Source organism: Faecalibacillus intestinalis (assembly GCF_015097455.1).
GTDB classification, from domain to species: Bacteria; Bacillota_I; Bacilli_A; order Erysipelotrichales; family Coprobacillaceae; genus Faecalibacillus; species Faecalibacillus intestinalis.
On sequence record NZ_AP024085.1, the window covers coordinates 148,493 to 174,485 of the forward strand.

General features: G+C 32.7%; 22 protein-coding genes and 3 rRNA genes. 13 read left to right on the forward strand and 12 right to left on the reverse strand.

Annotated elements, in window-relative coordinates; all coding sequences use genetic code 11:
• Positions 1-20: 20 nt before the first annotated feature.
• Complete coding sequence (locus Fi14EGH31_RS00810; protein WP_107029700.1) at positions 21-1,043, forward strand: MerR family transcriptional regulator; 1,023 nt, start codon at positions 21-23, stop codon at positions 1,041-1,043.
• On the opposite strand, the gene Fi14EGH31_RS00815 is transcribed toward Fi14EGH31_RS00810, so the two are convergent.
• Positions 1,040-1,732: an alpha/beta fold hydrolase gene (locus Fi14EGH31_RS00815; protein WP_200765034.1), complete on the reverse strand. Its 693-nt coding sequence runs from the start codon at positions 1,730-1,732 to the stop codon at positions 1,040-1,042. The two genes, Fi14EGH31_RS00810 and Fi14EGH31_RS00815, sit on opposite strands and share 4 nt — an antisense overlap.
• Before the next feature lie 2 nt (positions 1,733-1,734).
• The gene (locus Fi14EGH31_RS00820) at positions 1,735-2,178 is read right to left on the reverse strand and encodes a MerR family transcriptional regulator (protein ID WP_117788559.1); all 444 of its coding nucleotides are present in this window, start codon (positions 2,176-2,178) and stop codon (positions 1,735-1,737) included.
• Positions 2,179-2,269: 91 nt separating this feature from the next.
• Here Fi14EGH31_RS00820 and Fi14EGH31_RS00825 point away from each other — a divergent pair, with 91 nt between their 5' ends.
• The 4 genes from Fi14EGH31_RS00825 to Fi14EGH31_RS00840 all read left to right on the forward strand — a co-directional run bounded on the left by Fi14EGH31_RS00825 (position 2,270) and on the right by Fi14EGH31_RS00840 (position 5,907).
• A complete protein-coding gene (locus Fi14EGH31_RS00825) occupies positions 2,270-2,812 on the forward strand; it encodes a flavodoxin family protein (RefSeq protein WP_107029702.1) in 543 nt (180 codons plus the stop codon).
• Positions 2,812-3,258, forward strand: coding sequence for a cyclophilin-like fold protein (locus Fi14EGH31_RS00830; RefSeq protein ID WP_022002349.1), 447 nt, complete (start codon positions 2,812-2,814; stop codon positions 3,256-3,258). The genes Fi14EGH31_RS00825 and Fi14EGH31_RS00830 overlap by 1 nt, the downstream gene beginning before the upstream one ends.
• Positions 3,259-3,261: 3 nt before the next feature.
• Entirely contained in the window at positions 3,262-4,356 is a 1,095-nt protein-coding gene (locus Fi14EGH31_RS00835) for an MBL fold metallo-hydrolase (protein ID WP_195947427.1), read from the forward strand.
• An 84-nt stretch (positions 4,357-4,440) separates the two neighbouring features.
• Positions 4,441-5,907: a glycoside hydrolase family 1 protein gene (locus Fi14EGH31_RS00840; RefSeq protein WP_022002347.1), complete on the forward strand. Its 1,467-nt coding sequence runs from the start codon at positions 4,441-4,443 to the stop codon at positions 5,905-5,907.
• 159 nt (positions 5,908-6,066) lie between these two features.
• Here Fi14EGH31_RS00840 and Fi14EGH31_RS00845 read toward each other — a convergent pair whose 3' ends face one another.
• Positions 6,067-7,263, reverse strand: coding sequence for an ATP-binding protein (locus Fi14EGH31_RS00845; RefSeq protein ID WP_234697813.1), 1,197 nt, complete (start codon positions 7,261-7,263; stop codon positions 6,067-6,069).
• Positions 7,264-7,550: 287 nt separating this feature from the next.
• Between Fi14EGH31_RS00845 and Fi14EGH31_RS00850 the strand changes: the two genes are divergently transcribed.
• A complete protein-coding gene (locus Fi14EGH31_RS00850; RefSeq protein WP_318035567.1) occupies positions 7,551-7,778 on the forward strand; it encodes a family 1 glycosylhydrolase in 228 nt (75 codons plus the stop codon).
• Between the two features lie 38 nt (positions 7,779-7,816).
• Here the strand turns inward: Fi14EGH31_RS00850 and Fi14EGH31_RS00855 are convergent, their stop codons facing one another.
• Both Fi14EGH31_RS00855 and Fi14EGH31_RS00860 read right to left on the reverse strand, forming a co-directional pair.
• Entirely contained in the window at positions 7,817-9,178 is a 1,362-nt protein-coding gene (locus Fi14EGH31_RS00855) for an MATE family efflux transporter (RefSeq protein ID WP_107029706.1), read from the reverse strand.
• A gap of 9 nt (positions 9,179-9,187) precedes the next feature.
• On the reverse strand, positions 9,188-9,757 hold the full coding sequence (locus Fi14EGH31_RS00860) for a histidine phosphatase family protein (protein WP_107029707.1): 570 nt from the start codon (positions 9,755-9,757) through the stop codon (positions 9,188-9,190).
• 240 nt (positions 9,758-9,997) lie between these two features.
• Here Fi14EGH31_RS00860 and Fi14EGH31_RS00865 point away from each other — a divergent pair, with 240 nt between their 5' ends.
• From Fi14EGH31_RS00865 to Fi14EGH31_RS00875, 3 genes are all read left to right on the forward strand, one after another.
• On the forward strand, positions 9,998-11,509 hold the full coding sequence (locus Fi14EGH31_RS00865; protein ID WP_200765035.1) for a carboxylesterase family protein: 1,512 nt from the start codon (positions 9,998-10,000) through the stop codon (positions 11,507-11,509).
• 79 nt (positions 11,510-11,588) lie between these two features.
• Positions 11,589-12,347 carry a MurR/RpiR family transcriptional regulator gene (locus tag Fi14EGH31_RS00870; RefSeq protein ID WP_117576111.1) on the forward strand — a complete coding sequence of 253 codons (759 nt, stop codon included), beginning with the start codon at positions 11,589-11,591 and terminating at the stop codon, positions 12,345-12,347.
• 22 nt (positions 12,348-12,369) lie between these two features.
• Entirely contained in the window at positions 12,370-13,074 is a 705-nt protein-coding gene (locus Fi14EGH31_RS00875) for a MurR/RpiR family transcriptional regulator (protein ID WP_147338501.1), read from the forward strand.
• Between the two features lie 29 nt (positions 13,075-13,103).
• Here Fi14EGH31_RS00875 and Fi14EGH31_RS00880 read toward each other — a convergent pair whose 3' ends face one another.
• Positions 13,104-14,741 (reverse strand): aryl-sulfate sulfotransferase, encoded by a 1,638-nt coding sequence (locus Fi14EGH31_RS00880; RefSeq protein ID WP_200765036.1) that lies wholly within the window; start codon positions 14,739-14,741, stop codon positions 13,104-13,106.
• Positions 14,742-15,053: 312 nt separating this feature from the next.
• On the opposite strand from Fi14EGH31_RS00880, the gene Fi14EGH31_RS00885 reads away from it, so the two are divergent.
• The 4 genes from Fi14EGH31_RS00885 to Fi14EGH31_RS00900 all read left to right on the forward strand — a co-directional run bounded on the left by Fi14EGH31_RS00885 (position 15,054) and on the right by Fi14EGH31_RS00900 (position 21,397).
• Positions 15,054-16,578 (forward strand): 16S ribosomal RNA (locus Fi14EGH31_RS00885).
• A gap of 215 nt (positions 16,579-16,793) precedes the next feature.
• Positions 16,794-19,696 (forward strand): 23S ribosomal RNA (locus tag Fi14EGH31_RS00890).
• Positions 19,697-19,770: 74 nt separating this feature from the next.
• A 5S ribosomal RNA gene (gene rrf, locus Fi14EGH31_RS00895) occupies positions 19,771-19,878 on the forward strand.
• Together the 16S, 23S and 5S rRNA genes form the textbook arrangement of a ribosomal RNA operon.
• A gap of 37 nt (positions 19,879-19,915) precedes the next feature.
• Positions 19,916-21,397 (forward strand): LTA synthase family protein, encoded by a 1,482-nt coding sequence (locus Fi14EGH31_RS00900; RefSeq protein WP_200765037.1) that lies wholly within the window; start codon positions 19,916-19,918, stop codon positions 21,395-21,397.
• Positions 21,398-21,467: 70 nt separating this feature from the next.
• On the opposite strand, the gene rfbB is transcribed toward Fi14EGH31_RS00900, so the two are convergent.
• The 6 genes from rfbB to Fi14EGH31_RS00930 form a co-directional block, all read right to left on the reverse strand.
• Positions 21,468-22,502, reverse strand: a complete 1,035-nt coding sequence (rfbB, locus tag Fi14EGH31_RS00905) for a dTDP-glucose 4,6-dehydratase (RefSeq protein ID WP_022001319.1) — start codon at positions 22,500-22,502, stop codon at positions 21,468-21,470.
• On the reverse strand, positions 22,503-23,078 hold the full coding sequence (gene rfbC / locus Fi14EGH31_RS00910; protein ID WP_022001318.1) for a dTDP-4-dehydrorhamnose 3,5-epimerase: 576 nt from the start codon (positions 23,076-23,078) through the stop codon (positions 22,503-22,505).
• Between the two features lie 16 nt (positions 23,079-23,094).
• The gene (gene rfbA / locus Fi14EGH31_RS00915; RefSeq protein WP_107030696.1) at positions 23,095-23,976 is read right to left on the reverse strand and encodes a glucose-1-phosphate thymidylyltransferase RfbA; all 882 of its coding nucleotides are present in this window, start codon (positions 23,974-23,976) and stop codon (positions 23,095-23,097) included.
• Between the two features lie 118 nt (positions 23,977-24,094).
• Entirely contained in the window at positions 24,095-25,258 is a 1,164-nt protein-coding gene (locus Fi14EGH31_RS00920) for a MerR family transcriptional regulator (protein ID WP_117347631.1), read from the reverse strand.
• A gap of 50 nt (positions 25,259-25,308) precedes the next feature.
• On the reverse strand, positions 25,309-25,422 hold the full coding sequence (locus tag Fi14EGH31_RS00925) for a cyclic lactone autoinducer peptide (RefSeq protein WP_081918857.1): 114 nt from the start codon (positions 25,420-25,422) through the stop codon (positions 25,309-25,311).
• Positions 25,415-25,927, reverse strand: coding sequence for an accessory gene regulator B family protein (locus Fi14EGH31_RS00930; protein ID WP_107030694.1), 513 nt, complete (start codon positions 25,925-25,927; stop codon positions 25,415-25,417). Before Fi14EGH31_RS00930 ends, Fi14EGH31_RS00925 begins: the two co-directional genes overlap by 8 nt.
• Positions 25,928-25,993 lie beyond the last annotated feature (66 nt).

The window sequence follows — 25,993 nt, forward strand, 5'->3', positions numbered from 1 at the left end:
TTAAGGAAGGGGTGTTATATATGAAAACACACGAATTAGAAAAGGAATTAGGAATTTCAAAACATACAATCTTCTATTATGAAAAAGAAGGAATCGTTACACCACAAAGAGATGATAATGGTTATCGTAGTTATAGCCAAGATGATTTACAAAAACTCATCATGGTAAAATTCTTACGTAACTTAAATATTTCGATTGATGATGTAAAAGCAATCTTAAACAATGAACTTGATTTTAAAGAATGTTTAGAAATCAATCAGATTCATTTAGAAAAACAAATTAAAAGCTTAGAAGAAGTTCAAGAAAATATAGAAATGTATGTAAGAAAAGATCTACCAATGTTACCAGCTTTACAACAAATCCAAAGAGAAGTGAAGAATTATAAATTAGGTTATCAAAAAACAACAGATATTGTATCTCTTGGAAGAAGACTTACAAAGAAACTTGCTATTAAAAAATTCTTATATAAATTTATACCAACATTATTAATTGTACTATTCATTAGTGCACCATCTACAACAACTGTACAAAAAATAATATTTGTGATTTTTATTTCATTATTAATTACAACTGGTTTTATTGCTGCTGATTTCCAGTTTTCACAATTATGGTTAAGATTGCCACTTGATCAAACAAGAAATCAATCGGTAGAGTTTTTAAATGATCGTATTCGTTATTATCAATTTAAAGGTTATATAGATAATGTAAAATATTTTTATTCTGTTTTATTGGGTAAAGAAGATAAATTTATAAAGGAATATAAATATGAAGATATTCAAAGTGTAGAACTTCTTTTAAAACATCGTTATGAAAATTATGGAACACCGATTGCGAGAGATTGGTATGTTCTTGATTATCGTTTTGAATTTAAAGATGGAAATCACTTCTACTTCTATTGGCCTTTTACTATTGATGATGATGCACGTTTTATTGGAATGATTTTAGATGAAAAGGTAGAAAATGTTATCGATAAGAATCATGTTATTGATGCCTTGAAGAATGGTATTCATTTAAATGATTATGTAAAAACGACTGAAAATTAATTCAGCCGTTTTTCAATGAAATTATTGATAGCTTTTACAGTTTGGTTTTGTTGCTCTTTACGTGAAATAGTTGCTTTAGCATCACCTTTTTGATGACCATAGTTACCAAAGTTTGCATGATTTCCATCTTTAATGACAACGATATTTCTTTTATAATCAATTTTCTTTTTAACACTTGTATTTAAAGAACCATAAATAGTAAGTGCATCTTTATCTGATACATCTCCATAAATATAAGAACCCAATAGAATTAAACCATCTACTTTATCTTTATTTTTAGAAACATAGGAAGAAGCCATGGCTCCACCCATTGAATGACCACATATGTACCAATGTTTTATATTTGGATATTGATTAATAATTTTATTAGCTGCATTTTTATTAAAGATAGCCATGTTAAAAGGCATCTTTAATAAATAACAGTTATAGCCTTTGTTTGTTATTTGTTCTAATAAAGGCAAATAGGCTGTATTTTCTACTTTGGCTCCAGGATAAAAGATAATACCTACATCACTTTTCTTTTCAGGAGTTAGTGTAATAAGATTTGAATTTACTTTTTCCACATTTTTATGATTTAAAATTTCTAGGGCATTGTTTTGTGCGTGAGAATAATCATTGACATAAATGCCAAAACCACCCATACAAAGAATTAAAATGATGGATAGTGTCATTAATATTTTCTTTTTCATCTCTAACAATCCTCATGACTATATTGATAGTATTGTTGAATTTGTGGTGGAAGTTGTTCAAAAGAAAGAGCTTGAACATAACCTTCATCTTCTTTTTCAATGGCTTGATCATAATACCAACATTTATAATTAAGCATTGAAAGTACTTTTTGAAGTTTTTCCATTTCTTGTAATACTTCTTCTTTTTGTTTAACAAAGATTTCTTTTCTTTGTTTTAAAGTAGAATTTCCTAAAGAACATAGGTTCATATATTCTTTAATATCTTTGATTTCTAAACCAGATCTTTTTAAACAATCAATTACACGTAAGGTTTCTATTTCATTTTCACTAAATTTTCTTACCCCATTTACTCTTTTTAAATGAGGAAATAAACCTTCTTTATCATAGTAACGTAATGTAGAAATAGGTAAGTCAAACATTTTTGATATTTCACCAATAGAATACATTTTTAGTTCCTCCTCTTGACCTAAAGTTAAGTTTAGGTATTACTATTAATTTATCATAGAATATAATAATATTCAAATGGAGGAAAAGAAGATGGCTAAAAAAATATGTGTTATTAAAACAAGTTTAAGATTAAATAGTAATTCTGATCAACTTGCTGATGCTTTTATTCAAAGCGCAAAAGAAAGTGGCAATGATGTAATAGAAATCAGTTTAAAAGATAAAAAGATTGCTTTTTGTAAAGGGTGTTTAGGTTGTCAAAAATTGGGACATTGTGTAATAGATGATGATGCTAATATTATTACTGAAAAAATTAAACAAGCAGATGTTATTGTATGGGCAACACCTATTTATTATTATGAAATGTCAGGACAAATGAAAGTCATGATTGATCGAGCTAATTCTCTTTATACATCTAATTATCAATTTAGAGATGTTTATTTACTCTCAACAGCTGCTGAAAATGAAGAAGGGGTAGATAAACGTGCTATCAATGGTTTGAAAGGATGGGTTAATTGTTATCCTAAAGCCCACTTTGTAGGAAGTGTATTTGCAGGTGGTGTTGATATTCCTAATAGTATTAAAGATCATCCTGCCTTAAAGAAAGCTTATGAAATGGGAAGAGCGATACAATAATGAAAAGGATTATTTTAGTATTCGTTATAATTGCAGGTTTATTTCTTTTTGCAAATAAACCAATTCATCAAAAAAGTATAGAAAAAGAATGGGGAAGAGAAATAATGAAATTAGAAGTTAATGGTTATACATTTGAAATAGAGTTAGAAAACAATACAAGTGCAAAAGCATTTAAAGAATATGTTTCTAAAGAAAAAAGAGTACTTTCTTTAGATGATTATGGAAACTTTGAAAAAGTAGGAGATTTAGGCACATCATTACCTCGTAATGATGAGACAATAACTACAAAAGAGGGAGATATTATTTTATATTTAGGTAATAAATTATGTCTTTATTATAATCAAAATACATGGGATTTTACAAAATTAGGTCATATTAAAGATACAACACATTTAAAAGAAGCGATAGGGAAAGGAAGTGTAACTGTTACACTTTATATGGAGTAAAAAATGATAAAGAAGGTATTAAAAATAATAGGGATTGTCATTTTATGTATTGGAGTTATTGCTTTGTTGTTTATTAAGTTTTGGCCTAGTTTAGGAGGAAATGTTAATAAGGAAGATGAAAAGAATTATAAAGCAAGAAACTCTTTATATAAAAAAGGAATATTTCATGGAAATCCTGAAATTCAACTGATGACGGGACAAAAGAGTGAATATAAAAATGAAGAAACAGTTCCTAAAGGTGAAATACCTGTTCATCAGTTAAAGAAAATAGAAAAAGCGAAGAACGATGAACTTAAATGGATATGGTTTGGTCATTCAAGTTCTTTATTACAAATAGAAGGGAAGAATGTATTAATGGATCCTGTGTTTTCAGATTATGCATCTCCTGTACCTTTTATTGGACCTAAGCGTTTTTCTAAATTACCTATTGATATAGAAAACATGCCAATGATTGATGTTTTAGCTCTATCTCATGATCATTATGATCATTTAGATTATCAAACAATTAAACAAATTGATAAAAAAGTAAAAGTCTATTGTGTTCCTTTAGGAGTAGAAAAACATTTACTTCGTTGGGGAATTGATGAAAATAAGATTCATGTCATGAATTGGTGGGATGAAGTAAAAATAGACGGACTCACAATTACTTCAACACCAGGAAGACATTTTACTGGACGTGTTCCTTGGAGAAACAATACGACATTGTGGAGTGGCTATGTCTTTAAAAATGATAAATATACAACTTATTTTACAGGGGATACCGGTTATGGAAATCATTTCGAAGAAGTTTATGAAAAATTTGGCGCTATTGATTTATTAATGATTGAAGATGGACAGTATGATCGAGCATGGTCCAATATTCATATGTTACCCAAAGCTGGCATTCAAGCAATGAAAGATCTACATGCTAAATGGACAGTTCCTGTTCATTGGGGTGCTTTTTGTATTTGTAATCATGCTTGGGATGATCCAATTAAACAAATTACCACAAGATCACAAAAAGAAAACTTAAATGTGGCGACACCAAAGATTGGGGAGATTGTCGATTATAGTCATATAGAAACTTATCAAGAACATTGGTGGAAAAATGTTGAATAGTTTTTCATATTATGAAAGAAATTTAAATGATTTTCCTTTATAATGTTTATAGAAAAATCAAATGGAAACAAGGAGGTAATGAAAATGGGATTTCCTAAAGGGTTTTTATGGGGTGGAGCAGTAGCTGCCAACCAATGTGAAGGTGCATATTTAGAAGATGGTAAAGGTTTATCGGTACCAGATATGTTATTAGGTGGAGATGTTAATACACCAAGAACATTCTTACCAAAAACAGATCCAGAAGCTTTTTATCCTAGTCATGAAGCGGTAGATTTCTATCATCATTATAAAGAAGACATTGCTTTATTTGCTGAAATGGGATGGAAAGTATTCAGATTATCAATTAACTGGGGACGTATTTTCCCAAATGGGGATGATGAAGAACCAAATGAAGCAGGTTTAGCTTTCTATGACAAAGTATTTGATGAATGTCATAAACACGGTATGGAACCATTAGTTACTTTATGTCATTATGAAATTCCATGGAACATTGTTACAAAATATAATGGTTTCTCTGATCGTAGAGTCATCGATATGTTTGTGAAATACGCTACAACATGTATGAAACGTTATAAAGATAAAGTTAAATATTGGTTAACATTCAACGAAATCAATATTGCATGTATGGGTGAAGGTGGAATTGGTAACCTTTATGGACTTGGGTTAATGGATCCAGAAGATGTTAATGCAGATCATAGAATTCCATTAAATGAATTAAAATCAAATGAACAAATTATGTTTGAAGCATTACACAATGAATTTGTAGCAAGTGCTAAAACTGTTATTGAAGGTCATAAAATCAATCCTGATTTCATGATTGGTAATATGATTGCTCATACAACTTTATATCCACTTACACCAAATCCTAAAGATATCTTAGCTGCTTTTGATGAAGATAACTTTAAAAACAATTTCTGTGGAGATGTTCAAGTACGTGGTGAATATCCATCATTTATCTTTAGATATTTTAAAGAACATAATATTGATACTTCTTATATTACAGAAGAAGATAAGAAGATTATTAAAGAAGGTACAGTTGATTTCTATACATTCTCATATTACATGTCAAATTGTGTAACTGTTGATGAAAATGCTGAAACTACTGCAGGTAATATGTCAAAAGGTGCTAAAAACCCATACTTAAAAGCATCTGACTGGGGATGGCAAATCGATCCAGATGGTTTAAGATATACATTAAACTTATTACATGATCGTTATCCACATACTCCATTAATGATTGTAGAAAATGGTTTTGGAGCATTTGATACAGTAGAAGAAGATGGATCAATTCATGATGATTATCGTATAGATTACTTCAAAGGACATATCCATGCAATGAAAGAAGCTATTGAAGATGGTGTACCATTAATTGGATATACAACATGGGGACCAATTGATTTAGTATCAGCTGGAACAGGACAATATGCAAAACGTTATGGATTCATTTATGTAGATAGACATGATGATGGAACTGGAGATTTCTCTAGAAGTAAAAAGGATTCATTCTATTGGTATAAAAAAGTTTGTGAATCTAACGGAGAAGAAATTTAAGATAATAAATGGACGATGCTTAGGCACCGTCCAATTTTTTGATAGAAATATAGAAAAGATGATGAAATCATTTTGTAAGCAATTAGATGATTAATATATAATGAAATTACCCTCTATGTTCATCTTTTTTCTATATATTCTTTATTTTGTTAAAAATTGCTAACATTCTCGTAACCATCTGCAAATATCAACAACTTTCACACCTTTATAGTCATAAGTTTCATGATATGTTCTTGCAATTATCATTTTAGGATATGCATCTCTTATTGCAAGTAGTGGAGAATATTCTCTTTCAAATGTTTTTTCATTCGAAATATTATCACTCACTTGAATATATAGTTGTGTTTCACGTTTCTTGGCTACAAAATCTATTTCTTTTTTATAAAGTTTTCCCACATATACTTCATATCCTCTTCTACGTAACTCTAAATAAACAATATTTTCATAAACTCTTCCAAAGTCCATGTTTCTTGTACCATTAACTGCATAACGAAATGATGAATCACAAAGATAATATTTGCTATTATTCGTTAGATATTTTTTTCCTTTTAAGTCATAGCGTTTTGCTTCATAGAAAAGAAAAGCATTTTCTAAATAGCTAATGTATTTTGATACTGTTTTTCTGGTTATTTCGCTTTGACTATTATTTAAGGTTCTACAAATATTATTTGGAGAAAGCAAGTTACCAATATTATCCATCATAAATTCAGAGATGTTGGTAAATTCTGATTTATTTCTGATCTTATATTTTTCAACCAAATCTCTTATAAGGATAGTTGAATATACGTCTCTAACATAGTCATATTGTCTGTTTTCAGTCTTATATACATAAGCTCCAGGCATACCACCAGTTCGTACATACTGATCAAAAGCTTCATCATATTCTTTTGTGATTTTGTAGTAAGTGAGATATTCTACAAAAGAAAATGGATATACCTGTATTTCCATTGTTCTTCCAGTAAAAAGTGTTGCTAGATCCGAACTTAGTAAAAATGCATTTGAACCAGTGATATAAATATCGTAGATTCTTTTTACATAAATGCTATTGATTGCAAGTTCAAATTGAGGACATAATTGAACTTCATCGATCAATAAAACATTTGGCATACCCTCTTTGTACTGATTCAAAATGTATTTATGCAATTCATGGTACTCTAATAACTGATCAAACTCTAATTCTTGCAGGTTTATCATTACAATATTCACCTGTTCCTGTAATGATTGCAAGTAAGTGACAAACTCTTGAAGTAATACTGATTTTCCGCTTCGTTTAATACCTGTGATAACTTTTATATCAGGTGTCCCATATAATTCAATCAGCTCATCTAAGTATTTTTTTCTAACAATAAGTTGCATGTTGTTATCTCCTATTACCATTTTTTTAATTTTTTTTATTTTTCGGTATTATCATATACAAATGTATACTAGCATAATAAATGTAACCTGTCATTATTCTATTCTCGATTTTAAAAAAATATTCATTTTTTGGGAATAACTTATGGTGTTGATTCAATGAATTAAAAAAAAGGGAAAGATAATATTAGTGAAACTTTAGTTATTCATAAACTTAGATTAGTTGAGGATGTGAAATCAATTGAATTAAAAAAAGATAATAATCATTAGCTCTCGTATTCTTTGATAACATATTTTCGTCAATGAAAGAATCTATTGAAGATGGTGTACCATTAATTGGATATACAACATGGGGACCAATTGATTTAGTATCAGCTGGAACAGGACAATATGCAAAACGTTATGGATTCATTTATGTAGATAGACATGATGATGGAACTGGAGATTTCTCTAGAAGTAAAAAAGATTCATTCTATTGGTATAAAAAAGTTTGTGAATCTAATGGTGAAGAAATTTAATATAATAAAAGGACGATGCTTTGGCACCGTCCAATTTTTTAATCATTATTTCTAATATAAGGATTATGATAGAAAGAATAGACAAGTTGAATTGTCATTACACACCAGATAACTGGTTCACAGAAGATAACAGCCATATATTGAAAACGTGGAATTAAGAAGATAACAAAGATAATCTTTCCAAAGAATTCAATCACACTTGAAATTAAAGGAAGAAGTTTTTGACCAATTCCTTGAAGTGCATAACGTGTTTGCATCAATATTCCAAGCACGGCATAGAAAGGTCCAACAATTGTAAGATAAAGTGTCCCATTATGTAAAACAACTTCTTTACTTGAACCAGATATTAATTTCACTAAAGAAGAACCAAATAATAAGATAATACAAGTTACAATAGCTGCACCAATAATGTCATAGATATAAGCATAACGAAGTGCTTTTTTAATTCTATTTTTTTGATTAGCCCCTTTATTTTGAGAAACAAAGGTTGAAATAGCAAGAGCCATCGCTGTAAAAGGCATATTAAAGAACATATAAAGTTTTCTTGCAGCAGTATGTCCAGCAATAATTAAATAACCTAAGTTATTAATACCATATTGTAAGATGACAGAACCAGCAGAAACAATACAACTCATAAATCCCATTGAGAACCCTTGTCCTAATAATTCTTTATAAAGATCTTTATCAACTTCAAAATGTTCTTTTTTAGGAAGTAACAAAGGTGTCTTTTTAAACATATAAACGATACACAAAATAACGGAAGTTCCTTGAGAAATAACAGTTGCGACTGCAGCTCCTTGAACTCCCATATTTAATTGAGTAATAAAAACTAAATCTAAAATAATATTTAAAACAGATGAAACAACTAAGAAAACGAGAGGCATAACACTATTACCAATGGCTCTCATTAATCCAGCACATAAGTTATAAGCAAACATAACAATAATAAATAAAACAATAAAGAAAATATAACTATAAGCTTCATCAATAATGTTTGTAGGTGTATTTAATAAATGAAGAAGTGGTTGTAAGAAAATTAAACCAATAAGTGTTAGTCCAATTGAAACAACGATTCCAATGACTAAAGAACTAGCAACTGATTTCTTCAATAATTTTTCATCTTTAGAGCCAAAACTTCTTGCAGTAACAATAGCAAGACCATTTCCAATTCCTAAGGCAAAACCTACAAGCAAGTCATAAATGGAAGTACATGATCCAATGGCTGCTAAAGAAGCGTCTCCTAAAAAGTTTCCAACAATCATGGTATCAACAGTATTATAAAGTTGTTGGAAGATATTTGATATAAATAGTGGTAATGCAAAGATGATGAGTGATTTAAAGATTGGTCCATGAATCAAATCAACATTTGCATTAAATGATTTACGTTTTGTCGAATCCATATTCTTCTCCTATTCTGTAATATTACGATTAAAAATTTCAACAAGAGTAAAGATGCCATTTTCATATTCATATTTTTGAATACAACAATTATAAAATCTTTCCGTTTTCTTTACTTTTGCATGTTCTTCCCATGCACGATAGAATTGGGCGCAAGCTGCACCGTGAGAAACTGCTAAAACAACTTGATGATCATTCTTACCCATGATTTCAGTTAACGTTTTATTCATACGTTCTCTAAGTTCAAGTTCACCTTCACCACCGAATTGTTTAAAGAAATCCCCATAAGGTAGTTTAGGATTTAAACATTCATCTTTTCCTTCAAAAGCACCAAAATTCCATTCTTTTAAACCTTTTAATCTTGTATAAGGCATATCTGTAATGATTTCTAAAGTATCCGATGCTCTTTCAGAAGTAGAAGCATAAGCGTGATCAAGAGTAATATTTGTAAAGTATTCTTTTGCCATTTGTGCTTGTTTAATTCCTAAAGGTGTAAGAGGTGCATCACACCAACCTTGTATTTTATGTTGTAGATTGAACAAAGTCTGTCCATGTCTCATTAAATAGAGTGTTTTTTTCATGATAAATCTCCCCCCCCAAGTTTACTTTAATCGATAATATTATAAAAGTACAATACCTAAATAGCAATCTTCTATAACTAAAAATAATAGTAAAAATAGGATTTAAAAAGTACCATAAAAAAATACCAAATATAAAATATTAATATGTAGTAAAAAAATAAGAAACAATAGATATAATATTGTAATCGCTTACAGTGGGTGGAGGTGATAGTATGAAAGTGCGAAAGGGAGGAAAAGAATATGAAAAGTAAAAAAATAATAGCAGCATCATTAGGCGCAGCGTTATCGTTATCGATGCTTTGTATGCCTGTTTATGCTACTAGTCCAACAGTTAGTTCTATTGTTGCAAACACACAAGTTGGAGATGGACAAAGAGAAGTATCTTCATTTGAAATTGAGGTAAGTGATGAAAGTATTATACAAAATTTAACAGCAGCAGATTTTGATATTATTAATAATTCAAGCACTGTTCCATTTGATGTAAATACAGGATCTTGGGCAGAAGCTTATCAAGATGATGGGATTGAATTAAGTGTATCAGGAAATAAGTTAGAAATGAAAGTGAATCCATTTTGTTATGCTGGAATCTATAAAACAGATTGGTCATTTCAAAGATTGGATTGGGAAGTTAAATGTTTAACTAATGATGCATTATCTTTTAAGGCAAGTGATGTAACAACAGTTAAAACTAAAGTCTTAGATGATACAGAAAGAAAGACATTTACTTATGCTGGATTAACACGTGAATATGCGTTGTATTTACCAAAAAATGCGGATGGATCAGTTAAGAAAAATGTACCACTTGTTGTATGGAATCATGGTGGTGGAGAATACAATGGTAATTTAGAAGATACTCTTGTAGCGAATAAAGGATTAACTGGTTGGGTAGATGCTGGTTATGATGTTGCAGTATTACAAATGCAAGTTGGAAATGAAAATTATAGCTATGGTGCTGCAGAAAATGAAGATAAGAAAAAATTAATTGACCAAAACAATGCATTACAAGCACAATTGATTAAAAATCTAATTAATGATGGAAATGTGAATAAAAATCAAGTATATGTTGCAGGTGCTTCTAGTGGAGGAGGAGCAACAATGAGATTTTTAATGCAATATCCTGAAATATTTGCTGGAGCTATAGCTTGTTGCTCAATGGATCCAATTGTTCCTGTACATAATCAAACATTTGCAGTATTAGGTAGAGAAAAAGATCCTTTTGATATAATTGTTTCGAATTTTGAAGAAGCATTCCAAGGAAATGTATATACTTGGGATGAAAGTACACAATCGATGGTTTCTAAAAAAATTGATACTCAAAAATTATTAGATGTTCCAATTTATTATACGCATGCTGAAAATGATCCAACATGCAATGTAGATAGTTCAAAAGCTATGTACAAAGCTATGGAAAATATGGGAGATAAAAATAATAAATTATCTATATGGTCAGATGATGAAATGAAAGCTGTAGGAATCAGCAATGGTATGGGAGGTACATTATTGCATTGGTCATGGGTAAAAGTTCTTAATGATAATACTGATGGTAGTCCAATGAATTGGTTGTTCAAACAATCTAAAGTGGAAACAGTGTCAAAATCAGAAGAAAAAGTAGATGATAAAAAGGAAGCAACAGTTAATAATAAAGTTGAACAAAGTGTTAAAACTGGAGATAATACAATGATTGGTTCATATGCTATTATCATGTTGTTAGCAGTAGGTGCCTATACAGCTACTAAAAAGGTAATTAGATAATAATTAAGTAAGGCGGAAAATGGTTTCAATTTTTCCGCTTTTTATATTATAATATTTTTGTTGTAGGAGGGTGTTTATTGTGAGCAAAACAAATTTAAAAATAGAATATATTTTAAAAGCATCTAATAATATAGAATTTGATAATATTGATACATATATATCTAGAAAAATATTTGAACACTATAATAAAATACCAACCTATACATTAGAAGACATTTTAACAATTTTAAATATATCAAAACTTAAATTTAAAACATATCTTAATCAACTGGGATATAAAAATTATACAGCGTTTAAAGATGAGGTTATTTTTGAAAGAATAGTAAGACTAAAACAAATCAGAGATAGATATGAAAGTTTTGAAAAAAATAAAATTATTCAAATTATGAGTCAATTAAGACATCATCTAATTAATATGGATAAAATAGATAAAATTTGTAAACAAATAAATGAACATGAAAGATTTATAGCTTATGGGTCACCAACACTTTTAAATTTATTGTTTGATTTTCAAGTAGATATGAAAATATTTGATAAAACGGTTTTGTTAAGTTCAGTAAATAATGGGAAAATTTTAGTACCAAAAAATAATGATCTTATTGGTCTCTTTACAGCAACAGGAAGATTATTAGGCTGTTGTGATGCAAAATTTCAAGAAGTTGTTTTAGATACAAAGAATACAAAGATACTTTTTAGTAAATCTCAAATAAATAGTGAATATATTGATTTCAGCTTTTCTATGGATACGGATAATGATTATTATGAAATGCATTATGTTTTTTTATTTCTATTTGATTTAATTAAAACGAGATACTATGAATTATATATAAAGGAATGAAAATATGATTATAGGAAAAATAATGATGATACAAAATAGTAGTTCAAAAGAGAGTGTGGAATATTTAATTAGTAAAAAAATAATGGAATTAAAAGGTAATATTAAGGATTATACATTAAATAGATTTATAGAAGAAGTGGGTGTGTCTAAGACTTCGATGGTCAGATATTTAAAAAATATTAATATTAATAAGTTTTCTTATTTTAAAAATGTTATGTACGAAGAATATATGCATGCGGAAGTAGATATGAAAAAGATGAAAAAGGTTATTAAAAATAATTTTCCTCACATACAAACAAAAATTTTTAAAAAAATCATGGTATGTAAAAGAATTGTTATATTAGGCGATGGAAATAGGTTTGCATTGTTACTATGTCAAAAAGCGTTGACATATTTAGGATATCCTTGTGAGATACCGGTTTATCTTGGAAGTGAAGAAGAAATTATTGATCAGTTTCACTTGAAAGAAGATGATTTGGTTATTATTGTAAGTTTACATGAAACATATGATGATTTTTGTACAAATAGATCTGTTTTTTATCAAAATGCTAACTATTTAGATGTGAAAATAAAACCTAAAATTGGGTTTATAGGAGTTGCTCCTAAAGATAATCATCTTTATTTTAACTACAATATAAATCAAGAAAGCTTTGATAAAAGTATGAATGAGTTACAAGTATTCTTTTTAAATCTTGTACAATATATTCTTTATAAAAATGGAATATAAAAGGCGTAGCACAAACTACACCTTTTTAATTATTGAAACCAATAATCTAGATAATCATATTTAAAGACGCGGTAAACGAATTTACCACCTGTCGTTTTAAATGTTTTTAATAAAGTTCCATCCTGACTGTATTCACTCCAAGACATTGCGATACCACTATCGATAATTACATTTCCATCTAATTCTTGAACACTACTTACATATCCTGAATAAGCAACAGGAATACTACTTACAAGTTCAACAGTACTATTATTTTCATCTACTAAATATTTATAGTAATAAGAAGTTCCTTTTTTTAAGTTATAGTAAGTATTTGAATAATTTGAATCACTTTTCCAATCATAATCAGGACGTGTTGTACTTACAGCTAGGTTATTATTATAAAGATAGAGATAATATTGACTTTGAGGTAGGGAATTATCTTCTACATAAGTGACACTATGTTGACCAGCTTGCATTGAAAAATCATTTGTTTTATTTAAGAGTAAGGAATCATATCCACTTTCTTGCCAAAAGTTATCAGAACCAATCATGTAATCAATTGTTGGATTTGAATAGATATTATCTAATTTAATAATTGTGGATGTTTCTCTTGAACTAATAATTAAACTTGTTTTATCAATAAGAGACAGTGAATTGATATGCATCCAATCAAGATCTTCTGCACTATCAGGTAATGAAGTTGTTGAATAATAATCAGGTAATAAATCAATAAGATCTACAAGTTCTGTTATGTTACCAGAATCTTTTTCAATCATAATAATTTTATCTTCACTTGTTTTTGCCTCTTTTTCACTTGCAAGAACAAGAATATTATTGTTGCTATCAAAGATGTAATCATGATGTAATTTATAATTACCTGTATCATAAATTTTAGAAACATAACCAGTTTGTTCCATACCAACTATTTTTGTACTAGAAATACTAAAGTACATGGTGTTGTTTTCAAAAAGAATACGGTGACTTCTATAAGAAACGATAGGAATTTCACTACGAATGATGCCGTAATTATCATAAAGTCTCATATAAGCTTGTTCTTCACTATCTTCAGTAACATCGTTTCCAAGAACAGTATAAAGGTCGTTAGATAAGGATGATGTATTTGAATCATCACATTCTACTGTAAGATATTGATCACCGCCTTGTAATGAAGGGGCATTATATGACCATGATAAGGTATCAACAACTTTACCTTGTTTATTTGTTAGAGTAACTGTAATTGTATTTGTTTGATTAGGAATTGCTCCAATTAAGAGATATTCATGTTCTGTTGTATAACCGCTTAATGTATTAGAATTCAAAGTTTGTGAAAAATCAGCGTAATTATTACAATGAATTGTGTAACTTGCTTGTAATTCTTCTGTGGTTTTAAAATACATATAAACAGCTGTTGTATTTGTTCCATATGGATTCCTTATTAATAAAGGATGTTGAAAAGTATAATTATTTAATTTCTTTTGTTTATTAATTTGATTATGTATACGAGTTTGATATTTTTCACTATAAATAGTAGAAAGGGATGTACTTTTATTTTTTAATTTTAAGTAATTTATTGAATTATTATCATTACTTGAAGCTTCTATTTCTGTAGAGTTAGAAAACATGAGATAGAGTGAAGCTATAGAAATAGATAATATTAGTAAAATTAATTTTTTTAATTTATGCATAATCTTTACCTCCGCTTCCATTATGTATGTGAATTATGTGAAAAATGTAGCTTTCATTTAAGCAATTATAAAAAAAGTAATGATTATAGAATGAAAAAATGGTTTATATAAATAATAATTTAAAAAAAATAAAAAAATACAGAAAAAAAGCTTTACAAAAGGGAGAGGAGATGGTAATATAAATGGGCACTCGACGAGAGAGTCAAGTGAGAGGACATTGAAAACTGAACAGGAAAGAATAAAACACAACGTCAATTAAGTTAAAGAAATAAAAAAGAGCTAAACAGACCAAAGTTGTCTGAAAGAAATAAGACAATGGAGAGTTTGATCCTGGCTCAGGATGAACGCTGGCGGCGTGCCTAATACATGCAAGTCGAACGCTTCACTTCGGTGAAGAGTGGCGAACGGGTGAGTAATACATAAGTAACCTGGCATCTACAGGGGGATAACTGATGGAAACGTCAGCTAAGACCGCATAGGTGTAGAGATCGCATGAACTCTATATGAAAAGTGCTACGGGACTGGTAGATGATGGACTTATGGCGCATTAGCTGGTTGGTAGGGTAACGGCCTACCAAGGCGACGATGCGTAGCCGACCTGAGAGGGTGACCGGCCACACTGGGACTGAGACACGGCCCAGACTCCTACGGGAGGCAGCAGTAGGGAATTTTCGGCAATGGGGGAAACCCTGACCGAGCAACGCCGCGTGAAGGAAGAAGTAATTCGTTATGTAAACTTCTGTCATAGAGGAAGAACGGTGGATATAGGGAATGATATCCAAGTGACGGTACTCTATAAGAAAGCCACGGCTAACTACGTGCCAGCAGCCGCGGTAATACGTAGGTGGCGAGCGTTATCCGGAATTATTGGGCGTAAAGAGGGAGCAGGCGGCACTAAGGGTCTGTGGTGAAAGATCGAAGCTTAACTTCGGTAAGCCATGGAAACCGTAGAGCTAGAGTGTGTGAGAGGATCGTGGAATTCCATGTGTAGCGGTGAAATGCGTAGATATATGGAGGAACACCAGTGGCGAAGGCGACGATCTGGCGCATAACTGACGCTCAGTCCCGAAAGCGTGGGGAGCAAATAGGATTAGATACCCTAGTAGTCCACGCCGTAAACGATGAGTACTAAGTGTTGGGAGTCAAATCTCAGTGCTGCAGTTAACGCAATAAGTACTCCGCCTGAGTAGTACGTTCGCAAGAATGAAACTCAAAGGAATTGACGGGGGCCCGCACAAGCGGTGGAGCATGTGGTTTAATTCGAAGCAACGCGAAGAACCTTACCAGGTCTTGACATCGATCTAAAGGCTCCAGAGATGGAGAGATAGCTATAGAGAAGACAGGTGGTGCATGGTTGTCGTCAGCTCGTGTCGTGAGATGTTGGGTTAAGTCCCGCAACGAGCGCAACCCCTGTTGCCAGTTGCCAGCATTAAGTTGGGGACTCTGGCGAGACTGCCGGTGACAAGCCGGAGGAAGGCGGGGATGACGTCAAATCATCATGCCCCTTATGACCTGGGCTACACACGTGCTACAATGGACAGAGCAGAGGGAAGCGAAGCCGCGAGGTGGAGCGAAACCCATAAAACTGTTCTCAGTTCGGACTGCAGTCTGCAACTCGACTGCACGAAGATGGAATCGCTAGTAATCGCGAATCAGCATGTCGCGGTGAATACGTTCTCGGGCCTTGTACACACCGCCCGTCACACCATGAGAGTCGGTAACACCCGAAGCCGGTGGCCTAACCGCAAGGAAGGAGCTGTCTAAGGTGGGACTGATGATTGGGGTGAAGTCGTAACAAGGTATCCCTACGGGAACGTGGGGATGGATCACCTCCTTTCTAGGGAGAGAAAGTTGTGCTTTCTTGTTTGGTTTTGAATGTCCATGACATTCAAGAGGACATTGAAAACTGGATAGTAGTAAAAAAAATTGCGAAAACGATAAAGAAGAGATTAGACATTAAAGAAAAAATAAGGTCTAGTACGAAAAGTCGAAAGTAACTAAGATTTTACAGCAAGTGTAAACGAAAAAAAGTTCAAGCAAGCAAACCTAGAAGGTAAAGCAAGAAAGGGCGTATGGGGAATGCCTAGGCACACTCCGGCGAAGAAGGACGCAGCAAACAGCGAAATGCGACGGTGAGCGGTAAGCACGTGAAGAGCCGTCGATATCCGAATGGGGGAACCCACACGGAGTCATATCCGTGTATCACATGTCGAATACATAGACATGATGAGGCGAGACGCAGGGAACTGAAACATCTAAGTACCTGCAGGAAGAGAAAATAAGAATGATTTTCTGAGTAGCGGCGAGCGAAAGGGAAAGAGCCCAAACCGATCTGAGGATCGGGGTAGTAGGATCATCGATAAATCAAACAGAGGATCATAGAGGAATCACATGGGAAGGTGAGCGAGAGAGGGTGAGAGCCCCGTACTCGAAATGAGAGACTGGAGAGAGATGACACCTGAGTAGGGCGGGACACGAGAAATCCTGTCTGAATCAGCCGGGACCATCCGGCAAGGCTAAATACGAGAGAGTGACCGATAGTGAACCAGTACCGTGAGGGAAAGGTGAAAAGAACCCCGGGAGGGGAGTGAAAGAGAACCTGAAACCATATGCCTACAAGAAGTCAGAGCCCGTTAAAGGGTGATGGCGTGCCTTTTGTAGAATGAACCGGCGAGTTACTGTATGGAGCGAGGTTAAGCAGGATATGCGGAGCCGAAGCGAAAGCGAGTCTTAAGAGGGCGCGAGTTGCATGCAGTAGACCCGAAACCGGGTGATCTAGCCATGACCAGGTTGAAGTTGGGGTAAAACCCGATGGAGGACCGAACCGACCCCCGTTGAAACGTTGGCGGATGAGTTGTGGCTAGGGGTGAAATTCCAATCGAACCCGGAGATAGCTGGTTCTCCCCGAAATAGCTTTAGGGCTAGCGTCGAGAGAAGAGTTGCGTGAAGGTAGAGCACTGAATATGTGATGGCCCCATCTCGGGGTACTGAGCATAATCAAACTGCGAATGTCACGCCAACATGCTCGGCAGTCAGACAGCGGGTGATAAGGTCCGTTGTCAAGAGGGAAACAGCCCAGACCATCAGCTAAGGTCCCAAAATGTATGCTAAGTGGAAAAGGATGTGGAGATGTACAGACAACTAGGAGGTTGGCTCAGAAGCAGCCATCCTTTAAAGAGTGCGTAACAGCTCACTAGTCGAATGACTCTGCGCCGATAATTTACCGGGGCTAAGCATACTACCGAAGCTATGGATCCCAAGGGATGGTAGGGGAGCGTTCCATGAACGGAGAAGTACGACCGAAAGGACGTGTGGAGATCATGGAAGAGAGAATGCCGGTGTGAGTAGCGGAACGTGGGTGAGAATCCCACGCACCGAAAACCCAAGGTTTCCAGAGGAAGGTTCGTCCGCTCTGGGTAAGTCGGGACCTAAGGCGAGGCCGAAAGGCGTAGTCGATGGACAACAGGTAGAGATTCCTGTACCCGTATATATGTGAAGGAATGACGGAGAGAGGAAGCTGCAGCCAGCGGCTGGAAGAGCTGGTGCAAGCGAGATATCGGGATGGCAGGCAAATCCACCATCCGAAACGAGAAGGCGTGAAGCGTACGGAAAGCTACGGCGAGTACGGAAGGCAGTGGAGGAACTTCCAAGAAAAGTTTCTAACGTTAAGTATATATGGCCCGTACCGAAAATGGACACACATGGGTGAGGAGAGAATCCTAAGGTGAGCGAGAGAACTATAGCTAAGGAACTCTGCAAAATGACTCCGTAACTTAGGGAGAAGGAGTGCTCATAGAGATATGAGCCGCAGTGAAACGGCCCAAGCGACTGTTTACCAAAAACACAGCTCTCTGCTAAGCCGCAAGGCGAAGTATAGGGGGTGACGCCTGCCCGGTGCTGGAAGGTTAAGGGGAGGGGTTAACGCAAGTGAAGCCCTGAACTGAAGCCCCAGTAAACGGCGGCCGTAACTATAACGGTCCTAAGGTAGCGAAATTCCTTGTCAGGTAAGTTCTGACCCGCACGAAAGGCGTAACGATTTGGGCGCTGTCTCAGCTGTAGACTCGGTGAAGTCTTAGTACCTGTGAAGATGCAGGTTACCCGCGACTAGACGGAAAGACCCCATGGAGCTTCACTGCAGGTTGATATTGGGATTTGATGCAGCATGTACAGGATAGGTAGGAGGCAAAGAGATGGATACGCCAGTATTCAAGGAGCCGCTGTTGGGATACTACCCCTGTTGTATTGGATTTCTAACCGGACGACGTAGAGCCGTTGACGGGACAGTGTCAGTCGGGCAGTTTGACTGGGGCGGTCGCCTCCCAAAGAGTAACGGAGGCGCCCAAAGATACCCTCAGCTTGGATGGAAACCAAGCGCAGAGTGCAAAGGCAAAAGGGTGTTTGACTGCGAGACCCACAAGTCGAGCAGGGACGAAAGTCGGGCTTAGTGATCCGGCGGTGCTGAATGGAAAGGCCGTCGCTCAACGGATAAAAGCTACCCTGGGGATAACAGGCTGATCTCCCCCAAGAGTTCACATCGACGGGGAGGTTTGGCACCTCGATGTCGGCTCATCGCATCCTGGAGCTGAAGTCGGTTCCAAGGGTTGGGCTGTTCGCCCATTAAAGCGGTACGCGAGCTGGGTTCAGAACGTCGTGAGACAGTTCGGTCCCTATCTGTCGTGGGCGCAGGAAATTTGAGAAGAGCTGTCCTCAGTACGAGAGGACCGGGATGGACGCATCAATGGTAGACCAGTTGTCACGCCAGTGGCATAGCTGGGTAGCTAAATGCGGAAGGGATAAACGCTGAAGGCATCTAAGTGTGAAACCCACTTCAAGATGAGATTTCCCATTGCGCAAGCAAGTAAGACCCCTTAAAGACGATAAGGTAGATAGGTCAGGAGTGTAAGCATGGTGACATGTTAAGCGGACTGATACTAATAGGTCGAGGGCTTGACCGAAAAGGCAAGCGAGCTTGAAAGAAGAAAAACTACTGTCTGGTTTTGAGTGTCCTGAAGACACTTGACAAGAAGAATCTGGTAATGATAGCATGATGGACACACCTGTACCCATTCCGAACACAGAAGTTAAGCATCATCGCGGCGAAGATAGTACATTGTGCGAAAATAGCTCGTTGCCAGTTCCTTCTTTTTTTTATACAAATAAAGGAGATTATTTATATGAATAAGAAAAATAAGTTTTTATTATTTTTTTTCACGATATTATTGTTTTTTAATATTCTTTTATTTTTAACTAATATTTGGATTTTTGATAATTTTGGTAATGTTAAGATACAAGAAATATTATTTACTTTACTTTCTCCAACTAGTGGGACAGATTCTTCAGTTGTTTATTCATACATACTAAGAGTATTATTGATAGCTGTTTCATTTACTGTTCTTTCTTGTTTTATTGTTTTATATACACGTAAAAAAAGTAAACATTTTAAATATATTAAAAATATAAGTGCTATTTTTGTTGTTGTATCTTTGTTTTTATCTTGTTTATATACTAATTCTAGATACGATATTTATGGTTATATAAGCCAAAAATCACAAACAACATCAATTTATAATAAAAGTAAAAAAACAAAGAAAAAAGTAAAAAAAGAGGAATATCAAGGGGATAGTACTATCGTTTATCAAAATCCTAAAGAAATTAATATATCAGGTAGTGATACTAATAATCTCATTTATATCTATTTAGAATCAATAGAAAATACTTTTTTGGACACAGCACATGGTGGAGTAAAAGCAATTAATTGTATGCCAGAATTAACAGAATTAGCTTTAAATAACACTAGTTTTTCAAATAATGAGCTTTTAGGTGGAGCAATTCCATTTACTGGTACAACATGGACAATAGCATCAATGACTTCTCAATTTACAGGTTTACCTTTAAAAGTTGAAGTTGCTAATGATATGGATCAACAAAATCGATTTATGCCAGGTGCTAAAACAATTGGAGATATTTTAAATGAAAACGGATATATACAAGAACTTATGATTGGTTCTCAAAAAGAATTTGCTGGGACAGATAAATTTTTTTTACAGCATGGATTTGATAAAATATGTGATATTAATTCGTTAAAACAGGAATATTCATTTAAAAGTAATGAACTTAATCAATGGGGATTAGACGATTACAAATTATTCGAATTAGCTAAGAATGAGATTACGCAGCTTGCACAAACAGGTAAATTCAATTTTACGATGGCAACTATAGATTGTCATATGCCTAAGGGGTTTCTATGTAAATATTGCCCTAATACATATGAAAATAGATATGAAAATATATATGCATGTCAATCAAAACTTATTAATAGTTTTATTGATTGGTGTAAAAGTCAATCTTGGTATGAAAATACAACCATTGTGTTAGTTGGTGATCATCCAACAATGGCACAACAATATGTTAATGATGTTCCGTCAGATTACCAAAGAACGACATACAATTGTTTTATTAATTCTAAAGTGACGACTGATCAAATAAAAAATAGACAATTTACACATATGGATATGTATCCTACAACATTGGCTGCAATGGGATTCAATATAGAAGGGAATAAGTTAGCACTAGGTACGAATCTATTTTCTGAATTACCAACAATTATTGAAAAATATGGCCAAGATTATATTAATGAAGAAGTACAAAAAAAGTAGTGAATATTTAGATAAAAATATATATCAGTTTAATTAAAAATGGATCTCAAGACGAGATCCATTTGTTTTTTTATTCTTCAACTCTTCCTTTATCTACATACATGTTTTGGAAATAGTTTTTATATTCACCAGAAATGATGTTTTCCCACCATTCTTTGTTATTTAAATACCAATCAATTGTTTGAGGAATACCTGTATCAAATGTATATTTTGGTTTCCATCCTAATTCAGTTTCTAATTTAGTTGGATCGATTGCATATCTCATATCATGACCTTTTCTATCAGAAACAAATTTGATTAATGATTCAGGTTTACCTAAAGCTTTTAAGATTGTTTTAACAACTTCTAAGTTAGTTCTTTCGTTATGTCCACCAACATTATAAACTTCTCCAACACGACCTTTTCTAATGATTAAGTCGATTGCAACACAGTGATCATAAACATGTAACCAATCACGTACGTTTTCCCCTGTACCGTATACTGGTAATTCTTCATCATTTAATGCTCTAGAAATAATTAATGGAATTAATTTTTCTGGGAAATGGTAAGGACCATAGTTATTTGAACATCTTGAAATAGTTACTGGTAATCCAAAAGTTCTATGATAAGCTAATACGAATAAATCTGCAGAAGCTTTTGATGAACTATATGGACTAGATGTGTGTAATGGTGTTTCTTCTGTAAAGAATAGATCAGGTCTATCTAATGGTAAATCACCATAAACTTCATCAGTAGATACTTGATGATATCTTTTAATACCAAATTCATTACATGCATCTAATAAAGTAGTTGTTCCCATAACATTTGTTTTAACAAAGATTTCAGGATCTTCAATACTTCTATCTACATGCGATTCAGCTGCAAAGTTAACAACAACATCAAATTTTTCTTTTTTGAATAAATCAAAGATAAATTCTCTATCAGCGATATCACCTTTAACGAATTTATAATTTGGTTTACCTTCAACTGGTTTACAAGTTTCTAAGTTACCTGCATAAGTTAATTTATCTAAGTTAACGATCATATCTTCTGGATATTTATTAACCATATAATGTACAAAGTTTCCACCAATGAAACCTGCACCACCTGTTACTAAAATTTTCATTTATTTATCTCCTTCATATACAAATTGATTATTTGAATTTTCTAAAGTTGGTCCTGTTTGATCTTTTTCACTTAAAACAGGTTCAATACCATTTAATAATGATCCCCAATCAACATTAGCTGTTGGATCATCATAACGCATACCACCTTCAGATTCTTTATTATACACATTATCTACTTTATATCTAAATTCAACATCATCTGTTAAAGTTAAGAATCCATGCGCAAATCCTTGTGGAATAAAGAATTGGCGATGATTTTCAGCACTTAATTCAACAGAAACCCATTCACCAAATGTTGGGCTTCCTTTTCTAATATCTACTGCAACATCAATAACTTTTCCTTTAGTACAAGATACTAATTTAGATTGTGCATAAGGTGGGTTTTGCCAATGTAAACCACGTAAAGTTCCTTTTTGTGCACTAAAAGACATATTGTCTTGTACAAAATCAACAGTAATACCTAATTTTTCATATTTAGGTTTTGAATAAGTTTCTGTAAAGTATCCACGGTGATCTCCAAAAACATCTGTTTCTACAATTAAAACACCTGGAATTTTTGTTTCAATAACTTTCATCTTTTTTACTTCCTTTTTATTGATCTATAAATTTTCCATCCATTACATCTTTTAAATACTTACCATATTGATTCTTTTTATAAAGTTCATATGCTGTATTTAATTCATCTTTAGAAATCCATCCGTTGTTATAAGCAATTTCTTCAAGGCAAGCGATTTTTCTGTTTTGATGAGTTTCAACAGTTTTCACAAAGTTAGTTGCATCTACTAAACTTTCATGAGTTCCTGTATCTAACCATGTAAATCCTTGACCTAATAATTCAACATCTAAATTACCTTTTTCAAGATAGATTTTATTTAAGTCAGTGATTTCTAATTCACCACGTGCAGATGGTTTGATTTGTTTTGCGTATTCTACAACATGGTTATCATAGAAATATAAACCAGTGACAGCATAATTTGATTTAGGTTGAGCTGGTTTTTCTTCTAATGAAATAGCTTTTCCATTTTCATCAAATTCAACAACACCAAATCTTTCAGGATCATCAACATAATATCCAAAGACAGTCGCACCATCTTCTTTATTTGCTGCTCTTCTTAAACGTTTTGATAAACCATGTCCATGGAAGATATTATCTCCTAAAATCATAGCACATGCTTCACCATCAATAAATTCTTCTCCTAAAATAAAGGCTTGAGCCAATCCATCAGGAGATGGTTGAACCTTATATTGAAGTGAGATACCAAATTGATGTCCATCACCTAATAATTCTTTAAAGCGAGGAGTATCATCAGGGGTAGAGATAATTAAAATATCTTTAATGCCTGCATTCATTAAAATACTCAAAGGATAATAAATCATTGGTTTGTCATAAATTGGCAATAATTGTTTACTTGTTACTTGTGTTAGAGGATAAAGTCTTGTTCCAGATCCTCCAGCTAATACGATACCTTTCATAGAAGTACCTCCTTTTGTTTACTTCTAAATAATAAACCATGACGTTACGTAAGTGTCAATACAAAATATAAAATTTCTTCATTTTATCAATAAAAAAAGTGTCACACTTAAAGTATGACTACTTTCTACAAATAAATAAACCACAATCTTTAGTAATTTTAATTCCATTATTTTCATCAATGATTTTTTCAAGGTAAGCTTGAAATTCTTTTAAACGATATCCTAAATATTCTTTTTGATTGCCATGACAACTCATTATATAGTTCATTAATGCTTTAGCGTCATCAACTATTAAATAATCATCATACCTCTTTAATTCGATTTGTTTAAAATAAGGCCTTAAAAGAGTTTTTCCATTTTCTAATCCAAAATGTTCTACGAGGTTATTATTAGATAGTTGAATACGTGAATCAAAATTATGAACAATTTCAGTAATTTCCTTCATATGATTTTTACCATAAGTTGTACAATAGAATATTCCATAATCCTTAAGAACACGAGATATTTCCAAAAGACCAAGATTCAAATCTTGCAGATAAAAGAGAACATGATTTGCAATCACCGTATCAAAGAAATGATTTTTAAAAGGAATATTTTGAGCATCTAAAACAATATAGTTATAATCATTACCAAGTTTTTTCCTGGTATCTTCTAACATTCCTTCGCTAATATCTGATAAGAAAATCTCTCTATTTCTTAGATTATAGGTATTATTTTCCCATAGTTTTCCATTTCCACAACCAATTTCTAAAAGTTGATAAACATGAGAAAAGTCTATTTGATGATAGAGCCATTCAAACCAACTTTCCTTATTAATAGAAAAATGATCATGAAGATAAATACGTGTAGATAAGTTTTGACTATTGAAATATTGTTGAATAATGCTTTCATCATTATTTGTGAGATTAATGAGTTCAATAATCTTTTCCCAAGAAATTTGATCATGTTCTAAAATTTTTTCAGTGCTTTTAATGGTTGCTTTTAAATTATTAAGATGATTCATTTTTTGGTTAATCAAAGAAGTTTGTAGTTTTAAAGATTCTTTAAAACTATCTTTATCGTTATCTATAATAAGAGGATAGATTTCTTCTAGTGAAAATCCTAGTTCTTTTAAAGCAAGAATCTTTTGAAGAGTAATTAAATCTTTATTACAATATTGACGATATCCATTGTCTAGAATATGCGATGGTTTTAAAAGCCCTATTTTATCATAATATCGAATTGTTCTTAATGTGACACCTGCCATTTTCGCAAATTGTCCTGTTGTATAATATTTTTCCATAGAAATATTATAAAATAGAAAATAAAAAGATGATAGTTTTTATCATCTTTTTATTTGTTTTTTAATGCTTGGGGTTTCTTTGGTTCATATAAGATCCACCATGAAGGAGGTACATCTAAAACAGCTGCAAAACCAACTAATAAATCAAATAATCCTTTAAACATGATTTTCACCTCTTTTTAATAAAATTAAAATAGTGTTAATAAATAAAGAAATCAAGTAAATAACAAGTAAAGATGAATCAATAAAAGAGCATAAGTATAAAATCAATATTTCTATGCAATGAAGTCTTTTATTTTTTTCAAAAGATAAAGTGTAATTGGCTACTATTAAACTCAAACATATCAATCTTAAAAAAGGGATATTTGTAACATATTTAATAAAATATGAGGCAAAGAGAATGATCATGTTTGAAAAGACAAGACATTGTAGAAATGATGAACAATGAAAACTTTTATAGGATAACCTTAATGGTATAAAAAAGAAAATAAATAAAACGAATTCGTAAGTAGTATGAAAAATGAATGATAAAATAATCGCTACAAAAAGGGTAGAAAGGTTGCATAACAATCCTTCCATTCCATAAACTGCAAGTTCAATTTGATCTAAATCATTTTCATATTCTCTAGGAATTATTTTCATTGTTAGATACTTAGCAAGATGGTTCATATATACTTCCTTTCTTGATTTCAATTTTATTTTATAGAAAAAAATAAAATTTGATACTATTAGGGA